The sequence below is a fragment of the Streptomyces sp. NPDC004542 genome, from assembly GCF_040610035.1.
Lineage (GTDB): Bacteria > Actinomycetota > Actinomycetes > Streptomycetales > Streptomycetaceae > Streptomyces.
The window spans coordinates 1-3,394 of the sequence record NZ_JBEXLP010000191.1 but is presented as its reverse complement, the minus strand read 5'-3'; the positions used below and the strand labels follow the sequence as shown (position 1 = coordinate 3,394).

At 68.0% G+C, this 3,394-nt stretch carries 4 protein-coding genes and 1 pseudogene; all 5 read right to left on the bottom strand.

Translation table 11 applies throughout. The annotated features are described in order from the left end of the window. Positions 1-180: 180 nt before the first annotated feature. Complete coding sequence (locus ABZX30_RS37910) at positions 181-447, bottom strand: LysE family transporter (RefSeq protein ID WP_355942950.1); 267 nt, start codon at positions 445-447, stop codon at positions 181-183. Positions 448-466: 19 nt separating this feature from the next. Continuing rightward, positions 467-805, bottom strand: a complete 339-nt coding sequence (locus ABZX30_RS37905; protein WP_355942948.1) for a LysE family transporter — start codon at positions 803-805, stop codon at positions 467-469. 28 nt (positions 806-833) lie between these two features. After that, positions 834-1,574, bottom strand: a complete 741-nt coding sequence (locus ABZX30_RS37900; protein WP_355942945.1) for a metallophosphoesterase — start codon at positions 1,572-1,574, stop codon at positions 834-836. Positions 1,575-1,690: 116 nt separating this feature from the next. Further along, positions 1,691-2,689 (bottom strand): transposase, encoded by a 999-nt coding sequence (locus ABZX30_RS37895; protein ID WP_355942953.1) that lies wholly within the window; start codon positions 2,687-2,689, stop codon positions 1,691-1,693. Positions 2,690-2,837: 148 nt separating this feature from the next. Beyond that, positions 2,838-3,155, bottom strand: a pseudogene (locus tag ABZX30_RS37890) (transposase); the annotation flags it as partial. Positions 3,156-3,394: the final 239 nt, after the last annotated feature.

The window sequence follows — 3,394 nt, the reverse complement described above, 5'->3', positions numbered from 1 at the left end:
CGACCGGCTCAGCCACGGACTCGTGCTCGATCGTCATCTCACTCACTTGGCGTCTCCATGATCAACAGATCCGCCGTTGATTAGACACTCCCGGCCGCCGCGAACCCCCGGATTGCAAGGGTTCATTGGACGCGTCGCCGGCCTGTCGTCATTTAATTGTTTGACGACAGGCCGGAGGTGCTAGGTTGCAGCGCTCCGAATGCCGAGGGCGATGAGTACCGCTGATGTGGTCGTGGCAGCCGTGCACTTGAAGCGGGGTTTCTGCAGGGTGCGTGAGGCGCGCCGGACAAGGAAGGTCCAGGCGGCGAGCCAGAGCGCGATCAGCAGCGCGTGGGCGGTGGCCAGTGTCAGGATTTGGCCGCCGAAGGACTGGTGGGGTGCGATGAACTGGGGGACCAGAGTCAAGTAGATAGCTGCCGCCTTCGGGTTGAGAACGTTGGCGAGCAACGCTTGGGCGTAGACGGACTCAGCGCGCTTCGGTAGGTGTTGTCGGTGGGGGGGTGGGTGCCGCGTTCGGTGTGGCGGAGCGCCATGTCCATATTCCCAGGCCGATGAGGTAGACGGCACCGATGAGCTTGACGGCGGTGAAGGCCAGGCTGGAGTGCATGACCAGGGCTGACAGGCCGGCTATGGCGAGAGTGGCGTGGATGTACAGGCCGGTGACTGTGCCGAGGATGACGGGAAGAGCCTGCCGGCGGCCGCTGTCGGTGACGTGCTGAATCAGCAGGGCCAGGCTGGCTCCGGGGGGGGCGATCAGGGGCAGGACCGCGACCAGGAACGCGGCGACGGCGTAGGGATGGACCACGATGCTTCCGGGGCATTTGCGCGAGGGATCAGAGGACGACGCGGTAGTGGGTGGTCAGGCGCCGGTCGTCGTCCAGGATGTGGAACGCGAGGCCGGGCGGCTGGTCTCGGTCCGCGGCCTGATCGCCTTCCCATGGCATGCGCAGGGTCCAGGTGATGGCCGGTCCGACGATCAGCGGACGCGCGGCGAAGGTCGAGGCGGCCGCGGTGTGGGCGTGGCCCGTGAGGACGGCGGCGACCTGCGGGTGCGCATCGATCAAGTCGGCCAGGTCTCGGGGCTGTTCGAGCATGCAGGAGTCGGGCAGGGGGTGATGGAGTTCGACCGGCGGCTGGTGGAAGGCGATCAGTGCCGGGGTGTCCTGTGTCCGGGCAGTGAGGGTGGTGTCGATCCAAGCGAGTGTTTGGGCGTCGAGGCGTCCCTCGTCGCGGCCAGGGATGGTGGAGTCGCACATCAGGATGGTGGTGCCCGCGATGTGGTGGGCCTGATTGATCGGGCCGTGTTCGGGTGCCTCTCCGAGCAGGGCCTTGCGGTAGGCCGGTCGTGCGTCGTGGTTCCCGGGGCAGGTGAGCACTGGGAAGGGGGCGGTCAGGATCTGAGCTGCTTCCTCGTACTCGGCCTCCTCGCCGTGATCGGCGATGTCCCCGGTGACCAGGAGCGCGTCAACCGGGTGGGGCAGGGCTCGCAAGTAGTCCATGACGCGGATGGCGCGTTGGGTTGCCCTCTCGCTGCCGTCCAAGTGCAGGTCGCTGATGTGCGCAAGCAGCGTCATTTCGCAGTCTCCTCCAACGGTGGGCTCAGCCGCCGTCCTATGCCAGGGCAGGTGTCCCCACCCACTCCGACTAACGGAAGTTTTCGTTTTTCCGTTAGGGACCTTAACTTGTGTTTTTACCTCGCTCGCGCCGTGTTCGAGTCGGGTCGGCTCTCCGGGTTCGTGCCGTGCTGGTGGCCTGCGCCTACGGCGGGCCGGGTAGCGCGGATGGTGTTGCGGCGTCCTGGCGGTCGTCCGGGGCCTGCTGTGGCGGGTTTACGCATTCCGGTCGGGCTGGGCAGGTGTGGGCGGATGCGGCGAAACCCGCGGCGGACTCGGGCGGGGGTCAACTGCCTTGTCGCCTTGGGGCGTTCCCAGGGCCGGCGGTGGTCCTCGGCGAAGGGACGGGCGAGCCGTAGCTGGGTGTATGCGGCGATCACGAGCCAGGTCCACAGGTCGGCGCTGTGTGGGTCGCGCAGGCGCGGGGCGGTCCAGCCCAGGGTCTGCTTGAAGAGCCGGAAGGTGTGCTCGAGGTCGAAGCGGCGGAGGTAGGCCGACCACAGGCGGTCGATGTGGGTGGCGTCGGCGCCGGTGCGCGAGGTCCACAGCCAAACCGGGGCCGGGGTGCGCTCGGAGGGCAGGTGGGCGACCGTGAGACGGATCAACGTGCCGTGCACGAGGAGGAGTTCCTCATCGGGATGCACGTCCTTGCCCCAGGGGCCGTGGCGTTGGAGCTGTTGGTGCATGCGGTCCCAGCTGCGGGTTTCGGCCCGGCCGTAGCGTCGGGTGTCGTTCACGGTCCGGTGGTCGGGTTGGGGCCAGGTGTCCTGACCTGCGGACAGGGGCAGGCGCTGGCCGTGGCGGGAGGGCCGTCCGCCCTGGCGGCGGTAGACGGGCTCGCCGGGGTCGGTGTAGTAGACCCGGTCGGAGCGGACCCGCACGACGAGTTCGATGGGCAGGTCGGACAGGAGCCAGGCCAGGCGGGTGGCGTCGTAGCCGGCATCGAGGACGACGAGGACGTCGGGGTCGCCCTCGTGGCGGTGACCGGTGCGGATCAGGCGGGCGAGGGTCTCGCGGATCTGATGGGCGGTCAGTTCGGTGACATCGTCGCCGGGGGCCACCCGCTGGGCGTCCAGGATCGCCGTCCATGAGGAGCGGCCGGGCTCGAGCGCGGCCAGGAAGGAGTAAGGGCCAGCCGGGTACGTTCGCTCCGGTTGCCGTGCCGTAGCCGCTGACGTGGCAGAACCTGCGCTCGGGGCTGGTGTCCGCGTCGGGGCGCAGCCACGCGGTGACGTCCACGGCCAGCACGATGCGCCCGTCGGCGCTCTTGGGCACGGGGGTGGTGGCCAGCAGACGGCGCAGGCGGGTGAACTCCATCCAGCCGGCGTTGACCGCGTCGTACAGGGCGCCGTGACCGCGCTGGAACTCCGGCTCCAGGGCCAGTTCCACCAGCGAGCGCACCGGAGTGGGCGAGCACAGCACAGCGTCGGTCAGCTCGAAGAGCGCGTCCGCCCGCCGGTACAGGCAGTCGTGGTAGCCGCGACGGAAGCGGGCCAGCGCGGCCCTCGGTTCGACAGCACACAGGCAAGTAGTGGCACTCATCTCAACGGCCTTTTCTGTTCCGGGAGTTAGGCACTCCGAGAACTGGAACTGCCGTCTTCGCGACACGGCACCCCGCTCAGTCGACTGCCGATCGAGCCCGCCCGACTCGAACACGGCGCGAGCGAGGTAAAAACACAAGCTTAATACTGCAACGACACTCCGTGATGCCCTCTGCGTTGGTAATGACTGATGCGGGCTCGTGCTTGGCTTCTTCTTCGCCATAGTGACCATGCGAGTAC

Coding starts and splice junctions, on each gene's coding strand:
- ABZX30_RS37900 (WP_355942945.1), bottom strand. CDS start 1,574: ATGACGCTGCTTGCGCACATCAGCGACCTGCACTTGGACGGCAGCGAG.